The organism is Roseibium marinum (genome assembly GCF_002906165.1).
Taxonomy (GTDB): Bacteria; Pseudomonadota; Alphaproteobacteria; order Rhizobiales; family Stappiaceae; genus Roseibium; species Roseibium marinum.
Genome location: NZ_PPCN01000004.1, coordinates 277,529 through 301,251, shown reverse-complemented (window position 1 = coordinate 301,251; position 23,723 = coordinate 277,529). Strand labels below are relative to the sequence as shown.

General features: G+C 60.5%; 27 protein-coding genes. 14 read left to right on the top strand and 13 right to left on the bottom strand.

Annotated features, from left to right (window positions below; translation table 11 throughout):
- The first annotated feature begins 5 nt into the window (after positions 1-5).
- From CLV41_RS12345 to CLV41_RS12325, 5 genes are all read left to right on the top strand, one after another.
- Positions 6-1,604 carry a Na+/H+ antiporter subunit D gene (locus CLV41_RS12345; RefSeq protein WP_103222673.1) on the top strand — a complete coding sequence of 533 codons (1,599 nt, stop codon included), beginning with the start codon at positions 6-8 and terminating at the stop codon, positions 1,602-1,604.
- Positions 1,601-2,077, top strand: coding sequence for a Na+/H+ antiporter subunit E (locus CLV41_RS12340; RefSeq protein WP_103222672.1), 477 nt, complete (start codon positions 1,601-1,603; stop codon positions 2,075-2,077). Before CLV41_RS12345 ends, CLV41_RS12340 begins: the two co-directional genes overlap by 4 nt.
- Complete coding sequence (locus CLV41_RS12335) at positions 2,074-2,430, top strand: cation:proton antiporter (protein WP_103222670.1); 357 nt, start codon at positions 2,074-2,076, stop codon at positions 2,428-2,430. The genes CLV41_RS12340 and CLV41_RS12335 overlap by 4 nt, the downstream gene beginning before the upstream one ends.
- Positions 2,427-2,777, top strand: coding sequence for a monovalent cation/H(+) antiporter subunit G (mnhG, locus tag CLV41_RS12330; RefSeq protein WP_103222668.1), 351 nt, complete (start codon positions 2,427-2,429; stop codon positions 2,775-2,777). Before CLV41_RS12335 ends, mnhG begins: the two co-directional genes overlap by 4 nt.
- A gap of 316 nt (positions 2,778-3,093) precedes the next feature.
- Positions 3,094-3,510 carry a MucR family transcriptional regulator gene (locus CLV41_RS12325; RefSeq protein ID WP_103222666.1) on the top strand — a complete coding sequence of 139 codons (417 nt, stop codon included), beginning with the start codon at positions 3,094-3,096 and terminating at the stop codon, positions 3,508-3,510.
- 127 nt (positions 3,511-3,637) lie between these two features.
- Here CLV41_RS12325 and CLV41_RS12320 read toward each other — a convergent pair whose 3' ends face one another.
- Complete coding sequence (locus CLV41_RS12320) at positions 3,638-4,069, bottom strand: SufE family protein (RefSeq protein ID WP_103222665.1); 432 nt, start codon at positions 4,067-4,069, stop codon at positions 3,638-3,640.
- A gap of 269 nt (positions 4,070-4,338) precedes the next feature.
- Entirely contained in the window at positions 4,339-4,824 is a 486-nt protein-coding gene (locus CLV41_RS12315; RefSeq protein ID WP_235867119.1) for a DUF5330 domain-containing protein, read from the bottom strand.
- A 420-nt stretch (positions 4,825-5,244) separates the two neighbouring features.
- On the opposite strand from CLV41_RS12315, the gene CLV41_RS12310 reads away from it, so the two are divergent.
- From CLV41_RS12310 to CLV41_RS12300, 3 genes are all read left to right on the top strand, one after another.
- A complete protein-coding gene (locus tag CLV41_RS12310) occupies positions 5,245-6,870 on the top strand; it encodes an ATP-binding protein (RefSeq protein WP_146048560.1) in 1,626 nt (541 codons plus the stop codon).
- A gap of 8 nt (positions 6,871-6,878) precedes the next feature.
- Complete coding sequence (locus CLV41_RS12305) at positions 6,879-7,628, top strand: peptidoglycan-binding domain-containing protein (RefSeq protein WP_103222660.1); 750 nt, start codon at positions 6,879-6,881, stop codon at positions 7,626-7,628.
- A gap of 90 nt (positions 7,629-7,718) precedes the next feature.
- A complete protein-coding gene (locus CLV41_RS12300) occupies positions 7,719-8,096 on the top strand; it encodes a DUF1491 family protein (protein WP_103222658.1) in 378 nt (125 codons plus the stop codon).
- 69 nt (positions 8,097-8,165) lie between these two features.
- On the opposite strand, the gene CLV41_RS12295 is transcribed toward CLV41_RS12300, so the two are convergent.
- Entirely contained in the window at positions 8,166-9,152 is a 987-nt protein-coding gene (locus CLV41_RS12295; RefSeq protein WP_170107175.1) for a DUF2336 domain-containing protein, read from the bottom strand.
- A gap of 679 nt (positions 9,153-9,831) precedes the next feature.
- Between CLV41_RS12295 and CLV41_RS12285 the strand changes: the two genes are divergently transcribed.
- Positions 9,832-10,623, top strand: a complete 792-nt coding sequence (locus tag CLV41_RS12285) for a hypothetical protein (RefSeq protein WP_208987471.1) — start codon at positions 9,832-9,834, stop codon at positions 10,621-10,623.
- Positions 10,624-10,770: 147 nt separating this feature from the next.
- Here the strand turns inward: CLV41_RS12285 and CLV41_RS12280 are convergent, their stop codons facing one another.
- From CLV41_RS12280 to CLV41_RS27535, 4 genes are all read right to left on the bottom strand, one after another.
- The gene (locus CLV41_RS12280) at positions 10,771-11,331 is read right to left on the bottom strand and encodes a DUF1254 domain-containing protein (protein ID WP_103222651.1); all 561 of its coding nucleotides are present in this window, start codon (positions 11,329-11,331) and stop codon (positions 10,771-10,773) included.
- Complete coding sequence (locus CLV41_RS12275; protein WP_103222649.1) at positions 11,328-12,014, bottom strand: DUF1214 domain-containing protein; 687 nt, start codon at positions 12,012-12,014, stop codon at positions 11,328-11,330. The genes CLV41_RS12280 and CLV41_RS12275 overlap by 4 nt, the downstream gene beginning before the upstream one ends.
- Complete coding sequence (locus CLV41_RS12270) at positions 12,011-14,146, bottom strand: transglycosylase domain-containing protein (RefSeq protein WP_235867125.1); 2,136 nt, start codon at positions 14,144-14,146, stop codon at positions 12,011-12,013. The genes CLV41_RS12275 and CLV41_RS12270 overlap by 4 nt, the downstream gene beginning before the upstream one ends.
- A gap of 96 nt (positions 14,147-14,242) precedes the next feature.
- On the bottom strand, positions 14,243-14,563 hold the full coding sequence (locus tag CLV41_RS27535) for a hypothetical protein (RefSeq protein ID WP_146048559.1): 321 nt from the start codon (positions 14,561-14,563) through the stop codon (positions 14,243-14,245).
- On the opposite strand from CLV41_RS27535, the gene CLV41_RS12265 reads away from it, so the two are divergent.
- Positions 14,537-15,016, top strand: a complete 480-nt coding sequence (locus CLV41_RS12265) for a YcgN family cysteine cluster protein (RefSeq protein ID WP_103222787.1) — start codon at positions 14,537-14,539, stop codon at positions 15,014-15,016. The genes CLV41_RS27535 and CLV41_RS12265 overlap by 27 nt on opposite strands.
- A 35-nt stretch (positions 15,017-15,051) precedes the next feature.
- Here the strand turns inward: CLV41_RS12265 and CLV41_RS12260 are convergent, their stop codons facing one another.
- Positions 15,052-15,669 carry a TetR/AcrR family transcriptional regulator gene (locus CLV41_RS12260; protein ID WP_103222644.1) on the bottom strand — a complete coding sequence of 206 codons (618 nt, stop codon included), beginning with the start codon at positions 15,667-15,669 and terminating at the stop codon, positions 15,052-15,054.
- 109 nt (positions 15,670-15,778) lie between these two features.
- On the opposite strand from CLV41_RS12260, the gene CLV41_RS12255 reads away from it, so the two are divergent.
- Positions 15,779-16,360, top strand: a complete 582-nt coding sequence (locus CLV41_RS12255; RefSeq protein WP_103222786.1) for an NAD(P)H-dependent oxidoreductase — start codon at positions 15,779-15,781, stop codon at positions 16,358-16,360.
- Positions 16,361-16,390: 30 nt separating this feature from the next.
- Here CLV41_RS12255 and CLV41_RS12250 read toward each other — a convergent pair whose 3' ends face one another.
- The 4 genes from CLV41_RS12250 to CLV41_RS12235 all read right to left on the bottom strand — a co-directional run bounded on the left by CLV41_RS12250 (position 16,391) and on the right by CLV41_RS12235 (position 19,781).
- Positions 16,391-16,588 (bottom strand): lysozyme family protein, encoded by a 198-nt coding sequence (locus CLV41_RS12250; RefSeq protein WP_103222642.1) that lies wholly within the window; start codon positions 16,586-16,588, stop codon positions 16,391-16,393.
- A 270-nt stretch (positions 16,589-16,858) separates the two neighbouring features.
- Complete coding sequence (locus CLV41_RS12245) at positions 16,859-18,139, bottom strand: MltF family protein (RefSeq protein ID WP_103222639.1); 1,281 nt, start codon at positions 18,137-18,139, stop codon at positions 16,859-16,861.
- A 54-nt stretch (positions 18,140-18,193) separates the two neighbouring features.
- The gene (locus CLV41_RS12240; protein ID WP_103222785.1) at positions 18,194-19,198 is read right to left on the bottom strand and encodes a P1 family peptidase; all 1,005 of its coding nucleotides are present in this window, start codon (positions 19,196-19,198) and stop codon (positions 18,194-18,196) included.
- Between the two features lie 55 nt (positions 19,199-19,253).
- Complete coding sequence (locus CLV41_RS12235; RefSeq protein WP_103222637.1) at positions 19,254-19,781, bottom strand: flavin reductase; 528 nt, start codon at positions 19,779-19,781, stop codon at positions 19,254-19,256.
- A gap of 218 nt (positions 19,782-19,999) precedes the next feature.
- Between CLV41_RS12235 and CLV41_RS12230 the strand changes: the two genes are divergently transcribed.
- Positions 20,000-21,106, top strand: coding sequence for a branched-chain amino acid ABC transporter substrate-binding protein (locus CLV41_RS12230; RefSeq protein ID WP_328590038.1), 1,107 nt, complete (start codon positions 20,000-20,002; stop codon positions 21,104-21,106).
- A gap of 52 nt (positions 21,107-21,158) precedes the next feature.
- On the opposite strand, the gene CLV41_RS12225 is transcribed toward CLV41_RS12230, so the two are convergent.
- Complete coding sequence (locus tag CLV41_RS12225) at positions 21,159-21,773, bottom strand: YceI family protein (protein WP_103222634.1); 615 nt, start codon at positions 21,771-21,773, stop codon at positions 21,159-21,161.
- A 258-nt stretch (positions 21,774-22,031) separates the two neighbouring features.
- On the opposite strand from CLV41_RS12225, the gene CLV41_RS12220 reads away from it, so the two are divergent.
- Complete coding sequence (locus tag CLV41_RS12220; RefSeq protein ID WP_103222632.1) at positions 22,032-22,553, top strand: L,D-transpeptidase; 522 nt, start codon at positions 22,032-22,034, stop codon at positions 22,551-22,553.
- A 247-nt stretch (positions 22,554-22,800) separates the two neighbouring features.
- Positions 22,801-23,715 (top strand): hypothetical protein, encoded by a 915-nt coding sequence (locus CLV41_RS12215; RefSeq protein ID WP_103222630.1) that lies wholly within the window; start codon positions 22,801-22,803, stop codon positions 23,713-23,715.
- Positions 23,716-23,723 lie beyond the last annotated feature (8 nt).

Genomic DNA, 23,723 nt, shown 5'->3' with positions numbered 1-23,723 from the left:
ACTTTATGGCCGGTTCTTCCGTTTCCGTTGATCTCACCGAAGCCATGGCGACGGCACATGTCGCTGCCGGCGACTGGCTCGTGGTCGCACCGACTCTCATAACGATACTGGGCGGGTCGTTGTGCCTGATGCTGCGCAAGAACACCGATCTCCAGCCCAGGATCGGCATCGGGTTTCTGGCGGTGCTTGTGCTGGCCAACCTGGCCCTGCTGATCCGCGTGCTCGATCATGGCGTCATCACCATGGTCATGGGCAGCTGGCTGCCGCCGTTCGGGATCGCCTTCACCGTCGATACGCTCGGAGCGACGCTGTCGCTCATCGGCTCAATTGTGGCGTTCTGCGCAGGCGTGTTCGGCGCGGCGACCGTGGACAGTACGGGCCGCCGTTACGGGTTCTATCCGTTTCTGCTGCTCCTGATGACGGGCGTATGCGGTGCCTTCCTGACCGGCGACATCTTCAACCTTTATGTCTGGTTCGAGGTTCTCTTGATCTCTTCCTACGGGCTGCTGGTTTTGGGCAATGACCGGATCCAGCTGGACGGGGCGGTTAAATACGGTGTGCTCAACCTGGTGGGGACCAACCTCTTTCTGATCGGAACCGGCCTGCTTTACGGCATATTCGGCACGCTCAACATGGCCGATCTGACCCAACAGGTGGCGGCGCTGGAAAATCCCGCTTCCGGTACGCTTGCGACGGTCGCGGCTCTGTATTTTCTCGCATTCGCCATGAAGGCGGCGGCCTTTCCTGTCAATTTCTGGCTGCCTGCCTCCTATCACACGCCCAATGTCGTGGTCTCTGCGGTTTTCGCCGGGCTGTTGACCAAGGTCGGCGTTTACGCGCTGATCCGGGTCTTTGTCATGATCCTGCCGGCCTCGCGCGGCTATCTTTCGGATGTGATCGCCCTGGTGGCGATCGCGACGCTGCTCACCGGCGCCCTTGGCGCGCTCGCGCAAAGCGAGGTCCGGCGTCTTCTCGGATATTTGGTGATTGCCGGTATCGGTTCGATGCTGGCCGGGCTCGCGGTCGGATCGACGCTGGCGATCTCCGGCGCAATCTTCTACGCCGTGCACTCGATCATCGTGATGACGGCGCTTTACATGGCGGCCGGCGTCATGGCGATGATGGGAGGTTCCTACGACCTTCGCAAACTAGGCGGGCTTTACCAGAAGAGCGCGGCTTTCGCGGCGGTGTTCCTGGTGCTGGCGTTCGCCGTGTCAGGTCTGCCACCCTTTTCCGGCTTCTGGCCCAAGGTCATTCTGGTCGACGCCGCCTTTTCCGATGGCCGGGCATGGCTCGGAGCGGCTATCCTTGTCAGCGGCTTCCTGACGACGCTGGCGATGGGCCGGATCTGGATATTCGCCTTCTGGCGCGGCGGTCCCGAAGGAACGCCCGACGGGCAGACCGCGCCGGTCACCGCCGGTACGGCTGTATCGGAAGCACAGCTTTCAGGCGGTGCGGTCTGGCTGCCGCTGGGCATTCTTACCGCCCTTGTCATCTATTTCGGACTGCAGCCGGAATGGATGCTGGAACTTTCAACACAGGGCGCGAGCGGTCTCGTTGAACCGCTCGATTACCTGCGGTCGGTCTTTGGAGACCAGGGATGACAAGTCTATTTCTCATCAACATTCTTCTGGCGCTCGCCTGGGGCGCGGTCACGGGCAGCTTCTCGGAAGTCAATCTCGCCTTCGGCTTCGTGCTCGGCCTGGGGGCACTCTACCTGATCCGAGAACAGGTGGGCACGACGACCTATTTCCAGCGTTTCGCCAGAGGCATCGGACTGGCGGCCCTGTTTGTCTACGAACTGGTCCTGTCCGCCTGGCGCGTCGCGGTCATCGTGCTGCAGCCCCAGATCAGGCTTCAACCGGGGATCATCGCTTTCCCGCTGACCGTGGACAGGGACTTCGAGATCACCATGCTGGCCAATCTGATCACCCTGACGCCAGGTACGCTCTCCGTCGATGTTTCCGAGGACCGCAAGACGCTCTATGTGCATTGCATCGACGTGCCGGATCCACAGGCGACGATCGACGACATCAAGAACGGTTTCGAGCGCAAAATCCTGGAGGTGTTCAGATGACTTCTCTTGAAGCCTTCTCATCGGCGTTTCTGGATGTCGCCGTCAGGATCTCGCTGGCGATCCTGACGATTTCCTTCATCATCATCGTGGTCCGCACCGTGAAGGGGCCGAGCCTTCCGGACCGCGTCGTCGCACTGGACATGCTGGTCGCCGTCGGTATCGGGTTTATCTCGGCCATCGGGATTCTGACCGGTTATTACCTTTACATCGACATCGCCATCACCCTCGGCCTCGTCGGGTTCCTGGCAACGGTCGCCTTCGCGCGTTTCGTCCTCAACCGGGGGCGGGCCGGCGACAAGACGATCATGGCGGAAGTCGAAGAAAGCATCAAACGCAGAAAGGCGGGGCAATGACCGCTGTCGTGGAGATCGTTTCCGGCATTATGCTTATCATTGGAGCGCTGTTCGCGCTGGTGGCGTCAATCGGTCTTATCCGGTTGAAGGACGTCTATATGCGCATGCACGCGGCGTCGAAAGCGGGAACACTCGGGTCCGGCGTCATGCTGCTGGCCATGGCTGTGCATTCGAGTGACCTTGCCGTGGTAACACGGGCGCTTGCCGGCGTTGTTTTCTTCTTGCTGACCGCCCCAATTTCGGCTCATTTATTGGCGAAAGCTGCTTATGCGGCTGGATATCGCCCGTGTGCCGATACAAAAGAAGATGCCCTGGCCGGAACAATCAGGCCAAAGGGGCAGGGGTGATCACAGATTATGCATCGCTGTGGATAAAGACTGGACAGGCGGCAATACTATCACTTCATTGTCAGTTTAGATGCATGCCGAACAGCCAATATTTATAGAATTTGATTTTTATTGACACTATCTGCCTTTTATTTGATTTATGGGGTTGCCGTATCAGGAACCCGGCGATATAAGGCTGTGACGATTACCTGCAAAGTAGAATCGGCTTTGATTTCTAAAATCCGCAAGTAACAGAAAATCTATAAATGCTTGCGGTGCCGAATTTTGCAGGTTAGCACCGAAATTTGAATTGAATTCAGTAAAGAGCGGGTGAAATATGACTGATAGTCCGGTGGATGCAAATTTGATTGACCTAACGGCAGACATTGTCTCAGCTTATGTGAGCAACAACACCGTTGCGTCTACAGATCTGCCAAACCTGATCAGCGACGTGTACGGCGCTTTGCAGAAGACCGCGACGGCTTCCAATGAACCGGAGCCGGAGCCGTTGAAGCCTGCGGTACCGGTCAAGAAATCTGTCATGCCGGACTTCATTATTTGTCTGGAAGACGGCAAGAAGTTCAAGTCGCTCAAGCGCCACCTGCGGACCCACTACAACATGACCCCGGAAGAATACCGGGAAAAGTGGGACCTTGGAACGGACTATCCGATGGTCGCGCCGAATTATGCGGCCGCCCGGTCCGAACTGGCCAAGAAAATGGGCCTTGGCCAGCAGCGCAAGCGCGCCAAGTAAAGCCTGACAGATCCGGTAAAACTGAAAAAGAGCCGCTCATTGGGCGGCTCTTTTTCATTTTGAGGTTTTACAGGATCGATTTGTTTTCAGATCTACCGGCACGAATACATGGCAAGTTGTGCGAACCCTATGCTGCGGCCAGGGCGGCTTCGGCATCCGCGCGGATCCGTCCGACCATGGATCTGAGACCGTTGGAACGCTGTGGCGTCAGGTGATCCTGCAGTCCGAGTTTGGCGAACAAACCCTCAACATCCGTATTCAGGATCTCCCGGGCGGTCTTGCCGTTGAAGAGAGCGGTCACCACCGCCACCAGCCCTTGCACGATCAGGGCGTCGCTGTCGCCTTTGAACGACAGCACCGGGACGCCGTCCGGACCGGTGTCGATGGTTGTGATCAGCCAGACTTGCGAGACGCAGCCACGAACCTTGTTGGCGTCCGTGCGTTCTTCCGCGGACAACTCGGGAAGTTCCCGGCCGATGTCGATCAGGTATTTGTAACGATCTTCCCAATCGTCCAGAAATTCGAAAGTCTCGAGGATTTCACTTATGTCTGTCGTCATTGCGCCGGTCTTTGAAGAGGTGGTTGTTCTTCATATAACTCCCAGGCGGCAAAGTGCAAACTCATCCGGGATGGGAGAGGGAACGGCGCGAGGTTTTTTGGGAAAAGAAACGCCGCAGATGAAGTGGGCAGCTTCTCATCTGCGGCGCAGCGGATAGACCCGCTGAAGTGAAGCCGTCTTGGCGGAGCTGCCATGCAGCACCGCGTCAGCGGGGCACAATCGGCCGTTTTGGGCCCAACGGGGCAGAGGACCCTAAACGGCCTGCGTACTCAGGTCTTGCGGCCTGAGCGTGGTTTGGGCCGGGGGACCGGCCCAAATACCGTCTCCGCGGGGGAGACGCTGTCCAATACCGGCTGCAACAAAGCACCGGCGGAGGAAATCTCATGCGTTTCACCGGATTGCGGCGCGGCGGTCGACCCTGTCACCAGGGCGTCGTTTTCGGGGCGGGCCTCAACCTGCGTGTCGAGATACTCATAGACGATGCGGACGCCGTCGCGGGCGCGGCTGCCTATGACGGTCAGCGCGTTTCCGCCGGTCTCGCAGGCTTGCGGATTGCGCTCGCAGAAGCCGCCGATATCCGAAACGGTTGCCTGAGCCACCAGAAACGCGGACACCGGGTCCACAGTTTCAGTAGGGGTGGTGTTTTCCTGATCCGATCCAAAGGGAATCAGAACCAGCACCAAGGTTAGCCAGAAGGCCGTCCTCAAGAGAAAGAACATATCGCTACCCATAGTCTGTTCGATCTTGCGTGCCATTTTTCTGCCGGCACGCGTGTTATGGAGGCACCATAGCAAGGACATGAGAATGGCCGGTTGAACCGGAAAGTCGAATTTTTATAAAACAAATCAGGTATTTGAAGCGATTTTTCCGAAAAATTGATTCAAATTTTAGTCAATTCCGGGCAAGCGTTTGAACATAGTGACATTTCGGGATTTTTTCCGCGTTTCGATTTCATCCTTTATCGTTCCTTAAGTGCTCGGCGACAGAATGGTTTACAGGAGCTGCGAGCGGGAATTCCTGCGTCTGTCGTGTGGTAGTGTAGAGTGCGTAACCTTTTGAGTTTTCTGAGAGTTTGTCTGAGCCATTGGGCCTCGCGGGTCGACGGGATGATTCATCCCCAGGCCGCCGGGGACAGTTTTTTGGCGCCGTTGCACCGGTCTTTCCTGATAAGTTCCATGTTGAGCGGCGCCGCCGCGCTTTTTGTCTTGCCCCTGCATCTGGCGCTCGCCGGACCGCCGCACGTGGCTGAAATTCTTGTGCTGGCATGGATGCTGAGCCAGTGGCCTCTGGCGCTGTATCTCTCCCAATCTGGCAAGCTGAACCGGGCGATCGGTGTTTCGTCCTCGCTGTTTGCCTGTACTGTCGCGGCTATCTGCATCCTGACTGGAGGAAATGCCTCCTTCGCGGCGATCTGGCTGCTGATTCCCCTGGTGGAAGCAGCCTTTTCAACCAGCCGGAAAACACCGGTCCTTGTCGCCACGCTTTGCGCCGTTCTGCTTGCAGCCATCACCTTCTTGCCGCTTCCGCAGCTTCAGTTCCAACCCTTGCAGGGGCCGGCTCTGTTCGTCACCACCCTGGCTGCGCTGATCTATGCGGGAATGCTGGCGTACCGTCTGTCTGTCGACCGGAAGCGTGCCCGGAACGCCATGCTCGCATCCGAAAGCCGGCGGCAGCTGATGAGCCAGAGTGTCTCGGAGGTTTTCTGCGAACTCGATCCGGGCGGACGGATCCGGGTTCTGGGAGGACCGGTCAAGCGCATCTTCGGTGGCCTGCCGGTGGCAGGCGGGGAGGACTGGCTGTTTCAACGGCTGCATGTGGCGGACAGGCCGCTCTACCTGACCAGATTGTCCGACGTCCGGCACAGCGGTGCGCCGGCTGTGTTCGATGTCCGCGTTCGGGTTGGCGCCAGCGTTCCCGGCGAGACCGGTCAGGCGGAATACCGGCAATTGCAATTGCATATCAAGGCTCAGGGGCATGAGGGGGGGCAGACGCTGTCAGCGGCGGACCGGCAACTGCTGCTTCTGATCCGGCAAACGGATGACCGCCTCTTATCGGACGAGGCCGAAGCGATTGCCTCCCCGCAGGAAAGCCGGACGGCCGGCATTTCCAGAAAACTGCTTGAAACCGCGGGAATGGATGCCCGCAAGGTCTTTGCCGACATCATCGCTCAGGCGGTCGCGTTGCAAACGGTTGGCGGGGTGGGGCCAGGAAGTGCCGCGCATGCCGCCGCCGGCCGGCTGAGGGCTGCCGGCGAGGCAGGCCTTGAAGAGCTCGACGCCGTTCTGGATTTCCGGCCGGGCCTGTCCGCGGTCCCTGAACCGGACTATGGCACGATCGACATTTTCGCCTGTCTGGCGCAATGCCGTAAACTGGTGACGCCGATTGCCGACCGGCGCGGTGTGGAGATCGAAACAGAGGAAGCAGACGATTTGCCACCCGCGGTCGCGGACGGGAAATGTCTTCGCCAGGCGCTGTGCTTTATCCTGTCCGATATGGTCGAGACCTCCGAAAGCGGGGCGGTTGTCACGGTTTCGGGACAGACGGATCGCGGCGATCTTGAAATCGTGTTGTCCGTCAAGAACCGGCATTCCAGTTTGAGCTGGAGTTCGGATGCGTCCCGGCCGGTTCTTGATTTTGCCAGGGAATTGCTGGAAAGGACCGGCGGAAGCGTTTCGGTTCAGACCATGCTCGGGCATGGTGAAAGTGTCGCCGTACGGTTGCCCGTTCGCCCCGTCCCGGCCAGGCGCGCCGGTCCTATCCATGCGGATCCGGCCGGTGGGCCGGTCGCGAAATCGGCATAGGCGGCGGCATGGCAAAACCGGTAAAAAAGAAAAAACAGGCCAAGGCCCCCGACTCTTTCATGACGCGGGCGGGACATGTGGCGCTGGACAATCCGGTGGCAGCGGGCGGTACGGTCGTCATGGGGCTGACAGCCTGTCTGATCGTCGCCAACGCGGTCGGACTGCAGCCGGGCCGCCACCCCGCACCGCTCTTCGCCACGCGCGATCGCTCCGATGCCTTACAGCTTTCCGAACCCGGAGACCGCCGCGGCGGATTGCAGATCCAGGAGATCTCGACGCTGGTGCTTGATCTGCAGATCTCGTTGAGGAAGATCGGGCTGTACGAAGGACCGCTCGACGGCCTGAACGGTCCGGCAACGGAGCGCGCGATCCGCGCCTTCGAACGCCGCGCCGGACAGCAGGAAACCGGAGAAGCCAGTGAGGCCCTGCTGGCGCTCGTCCTGATGCAAGGGGATGCACCGGTTGCCGGACAGATGCCCGTCCCGCGCGCCAAACCGGGGTTCTCCGGCACGCCCGTTCAGGAAGCCGGCACCGAAACCGTTGCCGGCATCGATGCGGATCCCCGCCTGATGAAGATACAAAAGGCGCTGTCGGAACTCGGTTACGGCCCGCTGAAAGCCGATGGGCTTAAAGGGGCGAACACGACGATGGCCATCAAACGGTTCGAACTCGACCGCGGTCTGCCGCTGACGGGCGAACCCGGCGCGGAAGTGATCGAGCGCCTGGAAATGATCAGCGGCCGCTCGCTTTCCGGCTGATTTCTGATATGAGACAGCTGCGTTGAAAGTTCAGCTGCGGCGCAATCATGCCGCCGGTGAATTGCGCCGTTTCCAGTCGAGGACCGATCAATGCGGGTCACGTCCGATTTCTTTGTCAGCGCGCTTGTCCGCCGGATCTTCAACGCCGGTGGCTTCGCGGCTGTTTCGAAACGCGGAGCGCCGGAAGCGGGTGCTGTTTTCGTAAGCGTCGACCGGCTGGATGGAACCTACGATTTTTACGGCCCCGCACCGCAATCCATGTTCAGCGACCTGCCTGACGGACGCCTGTTCGAGCGTGTTCTCCTGCAGGCAGACCGGGACATGCTGGCCGACCGCCTTCAAAAGGAACGCCGGATGGACCCGGATTACTGGCTGGTGGAGATTGAGGCGCGGGACGGGCAGGTGGACCTGCCGCTCGCCGGGGAGGAGCCCGAAACCGATCCCGGCAAGGGCGTGTTCCGTTTTTAAGCGTTTTGCGTTCGCAGGAATTCAGCATCATGACCTGGAACAGGAGGTGCAAACCGGGTGGTTCCCGGGTCAGCCGCCGGTTTTCTGGCGCGCGGGGCTGATTTCGCTGTTCGTGGCTGTCCGTGCGGATTCCGTGCGGCGCCTGCTCTCCTGATACTGGGGCACATGCCGGGGGGATGGGGTTTCCGTAGTCTGGTCCTGCAGCATCCACTGACCTGCCAGAACCCCGGCGGCGCCGACGCTCAGCGTCCGGTGGAGGCGCAGCAGACCGCGCAGATCCGCCAACGGCATATGTTCTCCGAACAGCCGGATCAACACCGTGGCGGTCTGTGAGGCGGACATGCCGAGAGCTTTCAGGGCAATCGTCAGACCGTCACTCTGGTCCGTCTGCAGCAGCAGGTCGCACACCGGCTGCGGCAGGCTCAAGCCCTGACAGAGGAGATCGGCGAAGCGCGGCCGGTCGCTGACAAGGGCTTCGGCCACAAGGGCATCGCAAAGGTGGAGGCCGGCGCTATCCTGGCGGTGAACCGCAACGGGACCGGGCGTCCGGGCCTGTTTGACCAGGCTGGCCATCTCGGCCGCGGCAATGGCTTTTGCCTTGAGCGGGGCCGGAAGGTGCAGGTACTGGCCCATGAGACCGTCGGGACTCAGCGCGTCCTGGCCGGCCAGTTCCATGCCGAGCGCGGCGACGATATCGCCCCGGCGGCTGAGCTTGTCGTGATGAATGGGCGCAAGGCGGATGTCGTCCCTTTGCAGGAGAATCCGTATGGAGTCGGCGCCGCCATGCTCGCACAGGGCGCTGAGAACCGATTCGCGCAGCGATGGGCGGTTTGCAATTGCCCGTCTGAGAGACTCCGGTCCTGACTTAACCTTGCGTAAGAGGAGATCCACAGAAAGCCTTTGAGTGTAACGAAGCGCCGGATAGGCGGTCAGTTCGTCCTCGTCGGAGGCAAGAATTTCCAGCAGATCGTCCGGTATTTCCGGATGAGCTGCGAGCATGGAGGCAATCCGGCGGCGGTCCGGAAGTGTGGTTGCCGGCAGGAGATTGCGCGCCAATTCCAGAAATATCTTTTGTTCTTCAACGTCATGTCGGGACTTTCCGACGAATAGTTCTGTCGCCGCGAGCAGGACGCAACGCTCCTGCGGGGGCTTTTTCCGGCTTGGTGCGGAAGTCTCAACGGGTTGATTGAAGTGAGGCCTTTGACGCATGACACCTGTCTACAAGATACAGAAGACCGGACCACCGGCTGAAGTTGTTTCATTCAAATTGCCTTAAAAGCGTTAGCATCCTGTTAACCCTGACGGCTTCTTAATGAAGCTCGCAGGAAGTAATGCGTCGCCCGTTTGACCGTGTTCCGCCGGTAATACGCCGCCGGAACAGCAGGAACCGAAGGAGGAGACGATGGGCAATTTGTTGGACTTTGCGTCCGCACACCGGCCCACTGCACGCGTGGGTCGTCATTCCAATAGCCGGCACTCGACCAGCCGGGAGGCCTATGGAGAAGTTATCCTCTTCCCAGGTGTCCGGTATGAGCGCCATGACCTTGATCTTGCCGCACGAATCGCGACCATCGGGAAGGCTGCTGGACCAGCCGGTTCCGACAAGGACTGACGGTCGTGTCGCTCCAGCCGTGTTGCCGACGTCTTTAGCGGTCTGGAGAAACGCCCTATGGGCAAATGTGAAGCGGTACATTCCGGTTCCGCGCGGGGCGGGAGACACAGGCGGGGGCGCGCCTTGACGCTGGCCGCCGTTTTTCTCGCGACAGCCACCCTGGCCGCCTGCGTGCGGCCGACGGGTGACTTCGACCGGGCCAGACCGTCCGTGATCCATGACGATCTGATGCCGAAGGCCGGCGACGAGGCCGCGCGGCTGCGCGGCGATCCGGTGTCGAAATTCAATTACACCAATGACGAAAAGCTGCTGCGCAACCGCGGCTGGACGCTGATCCGGCCGCCCTGGACCAAGGACTGGATCGGCGGAACCATAGTGGAACTGGCGCGCACGCGTGTCATGCCGGAAACCGAAGGCCGGGTGCCGCCCGATCTTTACCTGATCTATCTGCGCTCCGACAAATTCAAGTCTTCAGACGCCCGCTACGACAAGATCGCGTCGGATGCCACCGGCGACGCGGAACTGGTCATGCCGTTCTGCACGGTGGCGATCCGGGTCCAGAAGGCGGATGACGAACGGTTGAGGGTTCTGCGCAACAAGACGGTGACCACCGAGGAAACCTATGACGGCGCCAAGGCACGGGTCTGGGAAAACCGGGTGATGACCAAATGGGTCGGCCAGGCGCTGCGCTACCGGATCATCGCCTACAAGAAGGCGCTTGAGGGGCTGGAGATCGAAACCCCGACCCAGAACAGGGTCTGGAAGGTCAACAATGCCATCCGCGAACTTGAGGGCCAGGTGAAGCTGGCCGAGGAAAGCTGCGAACGCGGCGGCGGCTACCTCAGCGAGGCGCCTGCCAAAAGGTCGCGGATATTCACGGGCTGGGGAGTCGAGCGCGCGCCGGTGGTGAAGTAGGCCAGCCGACTCTGTACATTTTCACGAGCCATTAGTTGAAAGCACTCTTATCCGGTCCGATTTCAAGCATCCGGTCAACGGCATCCGGTCTGTTTCGGCAGCCTGGAATTCGCCCTTAGAGGGTCAAGTGGCGGAATTCGAATGCCGTCAAATCGTCCCGCAACGGGCCGCCCTCAGTGCCAGGTCGACCTCATCGGCTTTCGAAGAGTGCGGAACAAAGGCCCTCAAAAGCGCAAAGCCGCTGATCGGCTCGGGGGTTTCAATGACGATCAGGTCTTCAAGATTTTCCGGCGGGTTCTCGCGCAGGATGGAGAGCTGCTGGGTGGTCAGAACCAGCATCGAAAGGCGTTCGGCGCCGGCGGTGCGGTTGTTGAGGCTGTAGACGGCCTCGCCGGCGGCGTTGAACAATCCGATGGACCAGAAAGAGACGGGAATGCTGGCGTCGAAAAGCACCGGCCCGTCGGCGAGCTGGAAACGGCAGGTGGCGTGTTTCATCGCCGGATCGAGATCCGGCAAGGCTTCCTGGCCGCGTTTGACGTCGGGCAACAGGTTGAACTTCCGGTCGGTGCCGTAGGTGGCGATGTTGTCATAGGCGCTATGCTGCACATTGCGGGGAATGCTGAGCACCACCAGAATATGAATGACGGCCGCAAGGCAGAGCGTCGCCAGAATACCGACCGTCAGGGTGAAGCGGGGCGAAAGGCTCACGGGCAGCCCGTCCTTTCGATCACCGGCATGCTGACGCCGTCCAGAGCCGCGCCTGTGGTGACCGGCGCATCGTAGAGCCGCAGGACGAAACGCAGACCGTCGCTGGCGCTGGCTCCGGCGGCCAGCGGCAGCCAGTTGCCGGAGTGCGGTGCCGCCGCCGCCGCGATCTCGAAGGTGCCGTCCGGGGCGCGCAGAATGTTCTGGCTGACCACATGAACCCGGCCGGGCAGGGTTTCAACGAGGTCGCCTCGGCCGTTGACGGCGGTCAGGGTCCACAGGCGCGCGGACGGGGTCTGTCCGGCTATCCGGTAGACGCAGGTCGGGTCGAGCTGGTGGCCGTTGCTGTCCTGGCGTGCGACCAGCGCCAGGCCTTCACCGCTTGCCAGCGGAATGACCGCACCGCGCGTGTAGATGGCCACGGAATATGGGTCCGCTTCCGCCGTTCCCGCCTTGGGATAGGCCTGCCAGGGCCCGATCGTGACCGCATCGAGTGGCTGTTCGCGCTCGATGACCAGATAGGCGGAACTGATCCCCAGAAGCGAGGCCAGGACCAGTACCAGGGCGATTGCCGTCAGCGTGCGCAGCGGGTGGCTGCGATAGGGGCGGATCACCCTTGGCAGTTCGTTCTCGTACCAGTCGGTTTCGCCGCTGGTGAGGCGCGGCTTGAGGGACGTCTCACTCATTGCGCGGCCGCGTAGTCGGCCGGGACGGATGCCGGTGAAGGGACGGCGCTGGCGTTGGATTGCTCCAGGAGCAGGCGGAAGTCCTTGCCGATGCGCAGCAGCAGGTCCTGTGTGCGCCGTTTCAGGACACGCGGCTGCGGCGCTTGCGCGTCCTGCGCCGCCGGTTTGGCCGGGCTCGCGCGTGCCAGCCTCGGCAGGTTGTCCGCATCGACGCCGGGCATGGCGGCCAGCTCGATGCCGCTATGGGCAAATTCCATGTATTTCTGCCAGGTCATGGCGGGCAGGCTGCCGCCCGTCACGCGCCGGGTGGAGCTGAAGTCGTCATTGCCGAACCAGACAGCGGTGGTGAAATTGCCCGTATACCCAACGAACCACGCATCCCTGTAGGCATTGGTGGTTCCGGTCTTGCCGGCCGCGACCACGCCGTCGATGCGGGCACGCCTCCCGGTGCCGGCCTCGACCACATTGACCAGGATGTCATTGATCTGATGCACCTTGTCTTCCGGCAGAACCCGTTTGGGTGCCGGTTCGTCCCGTTCCCGGCGGTAGAGAACCTCGCCGGCGCTGTTTTGAACCTCCAGGATGGCATAGGCGGTGGCCTTGAGGCCGCCGTTGGCGAAGACGGAATAGGAGGAGGCCATGTCGATCACCGTTACTTCCGATGAACCGATGGGCAGGGAAATCCCGTTTTGAAGTTCGTGGGTAATGCCCATGGCGTATGCGGTTTCGATGATCTTTTCCCGGCCGAAATCCAGCGAAAGCCGGACGGGAATGGTGTTGATCGATTTGGTGAGGGCCGTTCTCAGCGTCACCGGGCCGCGATAGCTTCTGCCGTAGTTCCGCGGCGTCCAGTTGCCGATATAGACAGGCCGGTCCGGCACGATGCTGTCCGGGCCGTAGCCGTTCATGAAGGCGGTGATATAGACGAAGGGCTTGAAGGATGAGCCGGGCTGGCGCAGGGCATTGACCGCGCGGTTGAACTGGCTTTCGCCATAAGACCGGCCGCCGACCATGGCGACGACGGCGCCATCGGGTACTATCGACACCAGAGCGGCTTCGTTGGCGTCGCGCAGCTTGCCGTTTTCCCTCAGCATCGTTTCCACGGCCAGATCCGCCTGGCGCTGCAGGGCAGGGTCAAGCGTCGTGCGCACCGTGACGATGCGGTCCCGGGCAAGAGCCGGATTTCGGCGTGCGAGCTTTTTGACTTCCTCAAGCGCCCAGTCGAGGAAATATTCCGGCAGCTGTTCCTGCGAACGATCCACTGCGACCGCGGGATTGCGGCGGGCACCGATGACCTGGCCCTCGGTCAGGAAACCGGCCTGCACCATGTTGGTCAGCACCTCGTTGGCGCGGGCGCGGGCGGCGGGCAGGTTGATATGCGGGGCATATTTGGTGGGCGCCTTGTAGAGCCCGGCAAGCATGGCGCTTTCGGCGAGGGTCAGTTCGCGCACATTCTTGTTGAAATAGAATTCGGCCGCCGCGGTTACCCCGAACACGCCGCCCCCCATATAAGCCCGGTCCAGATAGAGCTTGAGGATTTCCTGCTTGGAGAGATTGGCCTCAAGCCACAGCGCCAGATAGGCTTCCTTGATCTTGCGGATCAGGCTGCGTTCGTTGCTCAGGAAGAGGTTCTTGGCAAGCTGCTGGGTGAGGGTCGAGCCACCCTGGACGACGCCGCCCGCCCGGGCGTTTTCGACCATTGCGCGGAAGGTGCCGACAAAATCGATACCGAAATGGATGAAGAACCGGCGGTCCTCGGTGGCCAGCGTGGCTTTCACGAGAGAATCCGGAATTTCCTCCAGAGGCACACTGTCATTCAGCACGATACCGCGCCGGCCGATTTCATTGCCGAATCTGTCCATGAAGGTGACGGCGAAATCGTCGGTGGTTTTCCAATCGGCGTAACGGGTGGCCTCGAAGGCCGGCTGGGCGAAGGCCAGGACGACGATGAAGCCCGCAAGACCGTAGGTGAGGGAATCGGAGGAAAGCTCCGCCAGGGCCCGCCAGATGCCTTTCGCCCGAAAGCGGCGCAAAAAGGCGTCATAGCCTTCGAAAGTCCGGCGTATCGCCGCGCCGCTTTTCCACAAAGCGGTGTCGACAGCCGCATCGAGGCCGAGAAAGAACCGGCGAATACGGTGGCGCTTGCGCGGCGGCGCATTGCCGTCGATGTCACTTGAATGCTGTTCGTCGGCCACGCGAACGGGTTCTCCGGATCAAAATGGATCAATTCAAATTACCGGTTTTTTGTCCGCGTGAAAACCAGTCTCGAACGGCTGTCCTTGAAGTTCTGAGTTTGCCGATCGATCCTGAATACCAGCTTCCTGATGGTAATACTTGCGCAAATTAGGCTGGCGGGCGGGCGGGCCGCGCTTGCCGGAGGAGCAAAGGCATGCTAGGCGCACCGGCAGATCCCGGATTTCCCTGAGGTTCCGCATGCTTCCAATTGCGGTCAGGATGCTCCATTTCCAGCTGCCTTGGCGGGGATTGAAAAACGGCAGATCGATCTGACAGGCGCGGACAATATGATACCGGCAGATACCGAGGGACATCTTCCGTTCTGGAAAACCAAGACGCTTGAGGAAATGAGCGGCCCGGAATGGGAATCGCTGTGCGACGGCTGCGCCCGCTGCTGTCTCAACAAGCTGGAAGACTGGGACACGGGAGAAATCGTCTGGACCGATGTCGCCTGCACCCTTCTGGATGGCGACAGTTGCCGGTGCAAGGATTACGAACACCGCGCGGCAACCGTCCCCGATTGCATTCGTCTGACACCGGAAGAGGTGCGCACGCTCACCTGGCTGCCGCCCACCTGCGCCTATCGGCTCGTGCGCGATGGCGAGGACCTCTACTGGTGGCATCCGCTTGTGTCGAAAGATCCGAAAACGGTGCATCAGGCCGGCATTTCCGTGCGTGGCAGATCCGTGCCGGAGGACGGGATGGCTCTGGAGGAATACGAATTTCACGTCGTCGCCTGGCCCGGGGAATTGCCTGAAACCCGGTGACGGGCCCAGCCGTCCTGTCTCCCGTGAGGCTGTCCTCAGGCAGTCAGCAAATAGGCTTCCACGTGGCGACGAAGCCTGACCTCCAGCACCCCGCGATCCGTAAGCTGATGACTTTTCAGCAGGATCGCGCCATGCACCATGAAAGCAACCAGACCGTCGACCATTTCCGCCGGTGACCTGTCGTGCCGCAAGGCCGGCCGGATGGCTTCGGTGTCCCGCCAGACCTGCAGAAAAGCCGCGAGATCCGCGTCAAGCGCATCGAGCGTTTCGACGAACTCCGAAGCGCAATGCGGCTTGGTCACTCCGATATTGTCGAGAAACAGGCGCAGGATTGTCGGATTGTCGGTGATCACGGCAATAAGGGACATCATCCGCCGAAGGAGTGTGCCGACAGGATCCGACAGGTCTTCAGCCGGGACCTCTTCATTTTGCGAAGGACTGCGGAGCGCGTTGAGCCTGTCCAGAAGCACATAGGACAACAGCCCGTCCATGTCGCCGAAATGAGAAAAAACCGTTCCTTTCGCAACGCCGGCTTCCTGGGCGATGGCGTCGGCCGTGACCAGTTCCAGACCGTGTTTCCGGCTCAGGTCCCTTGCGGCCTGCAATACGCGGGCCCGGGTGGCAATGCTGCGCTGCTGCGGCTTGCGTGTCATGCATTCTCCGAAAAATGACCACGGTCAAAAAATATCTTGACCCAACAACAGGGAGATGTCAAAAAATGACCATGGTCAATTTTCACTTCCTGCCAGAAACGGACTTAAAATGACACGTATTCTGATCCTCGACGGACATCCGGCCAGCGGCACATTCTGCGGCGCCCTTGCGGGCGAATATGCCGGCAATGCCGAAACGAGAGGACATGAGGTGCGCGTGCGGCATCTTTGCGCGACGGACTTCAATCCGGATTTCGGCGTTTCCCGGTTCAAGGATGCACCGCCGCTGGAACCCGATCTTCAGGCGCTGTGGGACGACATTGTCTGGTGCGAGCATTTTGTCGTTTCCCACCCCCTGTGGTGGGGCGGGTTGCCGGCGAAGCTGAAAGGCGTTTTCGACAGGATCCTGCTGCCGGGCAAGGCGTTCCAGTATGTTGCCGGAAAGCCTTTGCCGGAAAAACTGCTCAAGGGGCGCACCGCCGAAGTGCTGGTTACCTCGGACACGCCCGGCTGGTATTTCCGCTGGATCTACGGTGCGGGCGTCAGGAAGCAGACCGAAAAGCAGATTCTCGGTTTCTGCGGCCTGAAACCAAAGGGCTACCACATGTTTTCGCCGATCAGGGGAACGCAGGAGCGCCAACGGGCGAAAATGCTCGCGCGGGCCGGAGCCCTCGGCCGCAAAGCAGCCTGAGAACCACGCCTGTTGCGAGTGTCGTGACGGTCATTTGCCTGCCTCCGCCTTCCTGGCGGCGGCATCGGCGTCTTGCTGCTGCAGGCCGTTGTGAAAGACCACGTAGTACTGATAGATATTGCCGACATAATCGACCGGCTGCCGGCCGATTTCCGACGCGACGACCCACTCCACATTGCCGAACCATTTATCCGGGTCATAGCCCCGGTCCCCGGCTTTCCTGCGCATGGCGTCGAAGCGGCTCGGGCCGGCATTATACCAACCTCCATAAATAAGAACCTATTTGACCGCGACTGGAGCCTGTTCCGCGAGGAGCGTGTTGCAGGGCGATGTGGGACATCGGCCAAGACGCGCGACGTGGCGGAACAGGCTCCAGTCGCGGCCTTCGGTGGCTTTTTCCAGCCCGCCGGACAGCGTTGCGCTGCTTGAACGGCCAAGCAGGCCGTTCTGTGCAACGCGCCTTGCCGGCAGACAGGAAAAAGACCATCAAATGGGTTCCTATTTATGGAGGTTGGTATTATAGGCGGCGAGGGCAAAAAACGTCTGGACCGCCCGATCCCCTGCAAGGTCGGGAAAATAGCGGTCGGCGAGATAGCGCAGATATTTGACGCCGGCCTGCACGTTCTTATCGGGATCCGACGCAACGCCCTCAATTGCGACCGGGGGGGGCGTCGCCGTGGAGGGCTTGATCTGCATGAGGCCGACAGCCCCCGCCCGGCTGCGCGCCTTTGGGTCGAACCTGGATTCCTGGAAGCTCTGGGCGGCGATCAGCAGCCAGTCGAAATTGTATTTTGCCGCGTATTTCTCGAAGACCGCATGGAATTCGGTCAGGTTTTCATCATAGCTGCCCTTGTGGAGAGCCTTCAGGTAGTCCGCGTCCTTCAGATAGCGTTTGAAGATGATGTTGCCGAGCAGCGTGCCCTCTTGCACGGTCCGGGCGAAGTCGTTGACTTCCTTGAGCAGTCCGGGAGGCTTCTTGCGCACGGCTATGGCGATTTCTCCATCCGTGCGCACAGCCGCCTGCGGATGCATTTTCAGTCCCTCCAGAACATCGATCCAGAGTTTCGCCTTGTTCTGGTCGGCAATGATGGCGGGAACGGCGCCGGCGGCGACCATTTCCAGAAGATCCTCCTCCTCGAGCCGTTCGTCCACCGAGACGACTTGCACGGTCTTGCCGTCTTCGCCGGAAAGTTTTCTGTTCAGGGCATCCAGGCTCTGGAAATAGGAAGCGGATTTGTGGACATAGACGGTCCGGCCGGACAGGTCGTGCGGGGAGGTGAAATCGGCAACCGAATCCGCGGTGACCGGGACTTCGCGGGCGTCCTTCAAAAGCGGTATCGAAAAGGCGGCGAGTTTCTCCCGGTCCTGCGTGACGGTCAGATAGCCAAGCGCCAGGTCGCCGCGCCCCTGCGCCAGGTCTGTAAACAGGCGTTCGTGTGAGGTCGGCACGAGGAAGACCTTGACGTCCGCGGTCTTTTTTCCATGCTTTTTGTCGAGATGTTTCGAGAATTCCACCATCAGGTCGGCATTGATGCCGCGCTGGACGCCCTTGTCGATGAAGTATCCGGTTTTCGAGAACGGGATCAGGACACGGATAATTCCGCGCTCGATAAGAGCATCGAGGTCGCCGTGGAACGGTTCTCTCAGTTTTTCTTCCAGTTTGTCCGCGAGCACCGTTTCAGTTGCCGCCACCGGGAGCGCTGTCAGGCACCAGCCGGCAATCGGCAGCAGAAGAAAAGCAAAACGGAACGGACACGCGAAAATGGACTTCAGTGTCATATGTGTCTTTCGGAAAATTGACCTTTGACGCAAGAGTGCGAACTCATCGAGCCCTCAGGATCCGAAGCGCTGCCGCCACGTCGGAACGGGATCGCCCACAGCCGGCGTCGCGTGATATATGCCCCTGGCAATGGCGCGGGCGAGGCAGGAGGCCGCACCCGCACCGAGTTGCACCATATCCTCCAGACCGTTTTCCATTCTGCGCTGGCCGGTGGACAGCGCGAATACCAGATCTCCGTCGAGCGGGGTATGGGCCGGCCATAAAGCCCGGGCGAGCCCGTCATGGGCCATGACGGCGAGGCGCTTGGCTTCACCCTTCGTCAGGATCGCGTCGGTGGCAACGGCGGCGATCGTGGTGTTGGCACCGGCTTTCAGCCCGTCCAGTTTGGTTCTGACCAGAACTGCGTCCTGCGGGAAGGGGTGGGGCATGCCCAGACCGCCGAATTCGCCGCCGATTTCGAAAGGGGCGGCCCAGAAGTGCGCGCTGTCCCCGAGCGTTGCGCGGCCGAGGGCGTTCACCGCGACAATTGCCCCGACCGTGACGCCGTTTTCCAGAACCATGGACGCGGACCCGAGGCCGCCCTTGAGGTTGGCCGTTGTCGCCCCGGTTCCCGCACCGATCGAGCCGAGGGGGAAATCATGACCGATCGCATCCAGCGCGGCCCGGCCGAGATCGCGGTAAGGGGCCGCCTGGCCCCAGCTCTTGTCGCCGCCGTTCAGGAGATCGAACAGGATGGCTGTGGGGACGATCGGCACCCGCACCGGACCGATTTGGAAGCCGTAACCGAGTTCCGCCAGGCGCCCCTGGACCCCGGCGCCGGCATCCAGGCCGAAGGCGGAGCCGCCCGCCAGCACGATGGCATCGATCTTTTCCACGGTCTGTTCCGGCTCCAGCAGCGCGATTTCCCGCGTTCCCGGCGCACCGCCGTGAATGGCGACGGAGGTAACCGCGGGCTCGTCCGGAACAAGGACAGTCGCCCCGGATTTCAGCTCCTGGTCGGATGCGTTGCCGACTTTCAGGCCGGGAACATCGGTGATCAGATTGCGCAGGCCGGCCATGAGGTGTCTGTCCCAGATGTCGCGTGGCGGAAAGACGAGTTTGATCGTCAAGTGCTTACGTGTCGAGGCTTTTGTAGCCCCTTCGGACATAGAGCAGGGATTTGCCCGGATCGGTCATGCGCAAATCGGCGACCGTGCCGACGATGATTGAGTGCGTGCCCATTTCAGTGACCGAAAACACGTCGCAATCGACACTGAGACGCGCGCTGTCCAGTGCCGGGCAGCCCGTCGCCAGCGGTATCCAGTCTCCTTTGGCGAACCTGTCCGGCATGTCCAGATTTTCGCGTCCGGCAAAGGCATCGGAAATCGCCTCGTGATCGTCGCTGAGCGTGTTGAGGCAGAAACAGCGGTTTTTCAGAACCGCTCCGTGGATACGCGTTTCCCGGTTGAGGCAGATCAGAATGCTGGGCGGATCGTCACTGACGGAACAGGCGGCGGAAACGGTTGCTCCCATGCGGCCGGCCGGTCCGTCTGTGGTAACCACATGGACGGCGGCGGCAATGCGGCTCATCGCTTCCCGGAAAATCTTCATGTCGAGCGGCAGCCTGGCCTGATCTGCCGGATCTGAAGAGGATGGGGACATTCTGTCTGCTCCATGGGACAGCGGCGATGGAATCGGGCAAGGCCCAGGGTGCGGCGGAAGTTTATGGGTCCCAGATCAAAGGCGCAATCATAGCGATCCGGCTGGACCGGCTCGCGAACGTGTATTCGAGCGGGATAACATTATTTAGACAAGCCGGATTGAGCTCGGTTTGCGCTCAGGTTAGGGGTAGGAGGCGAGAAAAAAGGATTTTCGGGAGAATGATGAAAAATCGGCAGCTTGCCGCCAGAGTGACCGTTCTGGTTTGCAGTCTCCTCAGCGGGCCGGCCCTTGCCGATATTCCGATTGCGGTCGCCGGGCCGATGAAAGGCCAGTTCGCCGCATTCGGCGCCCAGATGCTGGCGGGTGCCGAACAGGCGGTCGCCGACATCAATGCAGCCGGCGGTGTCAATGGTGAGCCGCTTGTTCTCGAAGTCGCGGACGATTCCTGTGGTGCGGAGACGGCAACTGCCGTTGCCAACCAGATGATCGGCAAGGGAGTCAAATTCGTTGCCGGGCATTTCTGTTTCAGCGGGTCGATCGCGGCAAGCGAGGTTTATTCCGGGGCGGGTATCGTACAGATCTCTCCGGCGACCACCCTGCCAGGTTACACCGATCAGCGTCCTGGAGCCGGCATCTTCCGGCTGGCGCCTAGAGATGACCAGCAGGGCAGGCTTGCCGGGCGCCTTCTGGCGGAGGAGTTCGGCGACGCGCGTGTCGCGATCCTTCACGACAAGACCGCTTACGGAAAAAGCCTCGCTGACGCGGTCAAGATCGAGATGAACCGCCTGGGCAAGTCGGAAAGCATGTCTTACGGGTTCGATTCCGGCGGCCAGGATTACAGCGGGCTTGTGTCCCGGCTGGGCCTGGAAGATGTCGGCGTTGTCTATCTGGGCGGGTATCATCCGGAAGCCGGACTGATCAGGCTTGAAATGAACCGTCAGGGCCTGGAAGCGGTGATGGTTTCCGGGGACGCACTGATGACGGAGGAATTCTGGTCCGTGGCGGGACCGGCGGGCAACGGCACCCTGGTGAGCTATCCGCAAGATCCGCGCGACATTCTTTCCGCCCGCGATCTGGTAAGCGTTCTGGAGGAAGCTGGCAATCCGGCGGAACGCTACGCCCTGACGACCTATGCGGCTATTCAGGCCTGGGCCCAGGCGGCGGAAGCCGCGGGCGGGACGTCTGAAGAAGCGGTCGCCGCTGCTCTCCGAGAAGGTACGTTCCAGACCGTGATCGGGGCCGTTTCCTTCGATCAGAACGGCGACAGCAATGTACCGGGTTATGTCTGGTATGAATGGCGGGACGGCGAGGTCCTGCGAAAATAGCCCTTCCGGCATGATCCGGAAGGGTTAATTCAGAATATGAGTGTGACGGGTTCTATCCGCGCTGCCCCGTGCCGGTGATCTTCAGGTTGACCTTGTCGGCGTAGATCGGCAGGCCGATCTCCATGCCGTAAAGACTCCTCAAGAAACCGCCGGTGACTTCAAAACCGACACGTCCGCCCGCTCCGGTGCCGGTCACGGTCACGGAGAGCTTGGTGCGTTTCTTCATGCCGCGCAGCGTCAGGATACCTTCGACCTCGGCGGAATTCGCCCCGGTGATGCGAACCCTTGTGCTGCGAAAATCCGCGAGCGGATATTTGGCGACGTCGAACATGGCCGCGCTTTTCAGGAAACCGGTGACCTTGTCATTGTCGGTCTGCACGCTTGCAAGGTCGATCGTCACGCTTACACGGCTTTTTTCCGGCCGGTTCTGGTCGAGGACCATCTTGCCGGAAACCTTGTTGAATTGTCCGTTCACGGAGCCGCGGCCGAGGACGCGCACAGAAAAGCCGGTGTCGATCTGGGCCGGCGAAAGCACATAGGTTCCGGAAATAGGTCCAGCCAGAGCCGGGACGGAGGCGGAGAGAACAGGAAGGGCAAGGGCCAAAACCTTCAAGGAGGCTACGAGGCGTCCGGCGAAAGTGGTTTGCACGGTATCGAAAGAGGTCATTTTTCAGTCCTTCTACTGGATCATCGGCTACACAATCGGCGAAGACGGAAAGGCTTCTCGCTCTCCGGACCGAAGCTGCAGGGGAATTATCGCGTTGAACCGCGCCCGGCATAGTGTTCAGCGTCACAGCGGATGGGTCCGTGGCCCAAGCGCCGTGCCGGTCACCGCCCCGTTAACCTTTCGGAAAGAAAATGATGGTGGACGCGTTCAATCCGACGAGCCTCGGCTGTATTGTCCGGCAAAAGTTCGGGAAAAGCCATGTATTTAAAGTTCTTGTTCCGATTGATGTTGCCGGTGCTTGCCTTGATGCCGCTGAGCGGGGTGACGCCGCCTGCTCATGCGGCCGAAATGGTCGGGTTTGCCGATGCCAGGTTCCGGCCCGGCACAATCGTCATCAAAAACTCCGAGAAACGGCTGTACCTGGTTTTGAGGGGGCAAAGGGCGATCCGCTACAGTGTGGCCGTCGGCAAACGGCGGAAAGCCTGGACGGGCAATGCTCTGATCACGGCGAAATACGTCAAACCCGACTGGGCGCCGTCGCCGGAAGTGCGCCGGGATTTCCCGCATCTTCCCACCGTCATCCGGGGCGGGGCGCCGAACAACCCGATGGGCGTTGCCGCGATGACCCTGTCGAACGGCAACTACGCCATTCACGGCACCAATCGGCCTGGATCGATCGGCCGCGCCGTTTCCTACGGATGCATCCGCATGGCCAATCACGATATTCAGGACCTGTTTCAGCGGGTCAGCGTCAGCACGCCTGTTATTGCGCTTCCCTAGAGTTCATAACCCATAGCAAGCACATGAATAGGCTCTGGCCTCAGGTCATACGAAGAAGCGTCCGGAATCAATCGCCTAGGCGTGTGAGGCTTCTGTAATTTTCGCATCCAAAAAAATATCTCTTGTAGATCTTACCATGAAAGCTTCTTTAAAAGCGGCTCAACTATTGCGCGTATATCCATGTTCACTATAACCTGTTCTTGCTATGCGGCGTTCCCGATCTTCGGGTGACAGATATTGGCTGAACATGACCGATTTCGAACTGTCAGACTTTGAAAGTCCCCTGTTCCACCAGCTCATTGGCTGTTCGCTGCTGCTCGTGGTGCTATTCGGTCTGGCGCATAACGTCTTTCTTTCGGTCGGAGACCCGTTTTCAGGAAATCTGCCGTCAACGCATCCCGTGACCGCCGCCGGATTTCTGGTTCTCGCATGCGCGATCCTCTTTCGTCCGGAATGGGACAGCTCCGTCTGGATCAGGGGCGGTCTGTCGTGGATCTTCATAGCGCTTTGCGTACTGCGGATACTGGAAGCCCTTTATCCGAGCCACCTGTCTGCCTTCACTGGCGGGCACATTGTGGTTGCGCTGGAAACGGTCGGTCTTTACGGCCGCTTTTCGGTGGAAACCGCGCTGTTCCTGCTGTGCTGTTTCGCATATGAGCTGGCGCCTGAGCGCCAGATGGCCGTCAAGCTGCTGGCGGTTTCCTGCAGCCTGGCGGTGCTCTCGCTCGGGCTGATCGAAACCGCTTATTCCTTTTTTCTCTGGGGCAACGGGCTTTCGCTTATCACCCAGGTCGCCATGATCCTTGTTTGCCTCGATCTGATATACCGGTTGCGGGACCAGTTGCCGTTTCACAGTGTTTTCCGGACGGCACGGTCATCGTTTTACTTCCAGTTCACTGTGCTGGCGCTTTACCTGCTGCCGATCATCATGGGCGCGGTTCTGCTTCACAAATTCGAGATTTCTCCGGCATTCCGAACGCCGTTCGAATTTGCCTTCGCCGGCACAAGCTGGCTGCTGCTCTGTCTCGCCCTGGTCCTGGGGCTCTATCTGGACAATCGCAAGCATGAGCAAGGCTTCGTTCGGCTCCGCGATCAAGGCAACTTGCCGGATCGGGTCAGCCGTGGGAACGACGGCCTCCACGGCTTCGATCACATTCCTTGAGGATGCTA

Bases quoted from the DNA above. Each gene is read 5' to 3' on its own strand.
- CLV41_RS12310 (WP_146048560.1), top strand. From the start codon at position 5,245: ATGTTGAGCGGCGCCGCCGCGCTTTTTGTCTTGCCCCTGCATCTGGCG.
- CLV41_RS12315 (WP_235867119.1), bottom strand. From the start codon at position 4,824: ATGGCACGCAAGATCGAACAGACTATGGGTAGCGATATGTTCTTTCTC.
- CLV41_RS12230 (WP_328590038.1), top strand. From the start codon at position 20,000: ATGATGAAAAATCGGCAGCTTGCCGCCAGAGTGACCGTTCTGGTTTGC.
- CLV41_RS12255 (WP_103222786.1), top strand. From the start codon at position 15,779: ATGACACGTATTCTGATCCTCGACGGACATCCGGCCAGCGGCACATTC.
- CLV41_RS12275 (WP_103222649.1), bottom strand. From the start codon at position 12,014: ATGAGTGAGACGTCCCTCAAGCCGCGCCTCACCAGCGGCGAAACCGAC.
- CLV41_RS12340 (WP_103222672.1), top strand. From the start codon at position 1,601: ATGACAAGTCTATTTCTCATCAACATTCTTCTGGCGCTCGCCTGGGGC.
- CLV41_RS12345 (WP_103222673.1), top strand. From the start codon at position 6: ATGGCCGGTTCTTCCGTTTCCGTTGATCTCACCGAAGCCATGGCGACG.
- CLV41_RS12250 (WP_103222642.1), bottom strand. From the start codon at position 16,588: ATGCGCAGGAAAGCCGGGGACCGGGGCTATGACCCGGATAAATGGTTC.
- CLV41_RS12215 (WP_103222630.1), top strand. From the start codon at position 22,801: ATGACCGATTTCGAACTGTCAGACTTTGAAAGTCCCCTGTTCCACCAG.
- CLV41_RS12335 (WP_103222670.1), top strand. From the start codon at position 2,074: ATGACTTCTCTTGAAGCCTTCTCATCGGCGTTTCTGGATGTCGCCGTC.
- mnhG (WP_103222668.1), top strand. From the start codon at position 2,427: ATGACCGCTGTCGTGGAGATCGTTTCCGGCATTATGCTTATCATTGGA.
- CLV41_RS12260 (WP_103222644.1), bottom strand. From the start codon at position 15,669: ATGACACGCAAGCCGCAGCAGCGCAGCATTGCCACCCGGGCCCGCGTA.
- CLV41_RS12265 (WP_103222787.1), top strand. From the start codon at position 14,537: ATGATACCGGCAGATACCGAGGGACATCTTCCGTTCTGGAAAACCAAG.
- CLV41_RS12240 (WP_103222785.1), bottom strand. From the start codon at position 19,198: ATGGCCGGCCTGCGCAATCTGATCACCGATGTTCCCGGCCTGAAAGTC.
- CLV41_RS12320 (WP_103222665.1), bottom strand. From the start codon at position 4,069: ATGACGACAGACATAAGTGAAATCCTCGAGACTTTCGAATTTCTGGAC.
- CLV41_RS12300 (WP_103222658.1), top strand. From the start codon at position 7,719: ATGCGGGTCACGTCCGATTTCTTTGTCAGCGCGCTTGTCCGCCGGATC.
- CLV41_RS27535 (WP_146048559.1), bottom strand. From the start codon at position 14,563: ATGTCCCTCGGTATCTGCCGGTATCATATTGTCCGCGCCTGTCAGATC.
- CLV41_RS12225 (WP_103222634.1), bottom strand. From the start codon at position 21,773: ATGACCTCTTTCGATACCGTGCAAACCACTTTCGCCGGACGCCTCGTA.
- CLV41_RS12325 (WP_103222666.1), top strand. From the start codon at position 3,094: ATGACTGATAGTCCGGTGGATGCAAATTTGATTGACCTAACGGCAGAC.
- CLV41_RS12305 (WP_103222660.1), top strand. From the start codon at position 6,879: ATGGCAAAACCGGTAAAAAAGAAAAAACAGGCCAAGGCCCCCGACTCT.
- CLV41_RS12220 (WP_103222632.1), top strand. From the start codon at position 22,032: ATGTATTTAAAGTTCTTGTTCCGATTGATGTTGCCGGTGCTTGCCTTG.
- CLV41_RS12235 (WP_103222637.1), bottom strand. From the start codon at position 19,781: ATGTCCCCATCCTCTTCAGATCCGGCAGATCAGGCCAGGCTGCCGCTC.
- CLV41_RS12245 (WP_103222639.1), bottom strand. From the start codon at position 18,139: ATGACACTGAAGTCCATTTTCGCGTGTCCGTTCCGTTTTGCTTTTCTT.